Here is a 250-nt window from a genome sequence, read left to right as displayed (position 1 = left end):
GCGCAACGCGTTGCGCTGAGTCCTGAGGCTGTTGCAATGAAAATGACAATCAAGGCGAAAAACTCTTTTCAAAATTCTTGAAAATTGGGGCTTGCATCGCGTGGCGTTCCTTGCAATAATAGTCGAGCGCGAAGCGCACAGGACACGGTGGGTGTAGCTCAGTTGGCTAGAGCGACGGGTTGTGGTCCCGTAGGTCGAGGGTTCGAGTCCCTTTACCCACCCCAGTTCTTGCTTCGTGTTGATATCGGGT

1 tRNA gene is annotated in these 250 nt (G+C 52.8%); it reads left to right on the top strand.

What is annotated here, in order from left to right:
* Window positions 1–147: 147 nt before the first annotated feature.
* Window positions 148–224, top strand: a tRNA-His gene (locus tag JMJ97_RS01450).
* The last annotated feature ends 26 nt before the right edge of the window (window positions 225–250 follow it).

Source organism: Collinsella aerofaciens (assembly GCF_025289055.1).
Lineage (GTDB): Bacteria > Actinomycetota > Coriobacteriia > Coriobacteriales > Coriobacteriaceae > Collinsella.
This window is presented reverse-complemented; position numbering and strand designations above follow the sequence as displayed.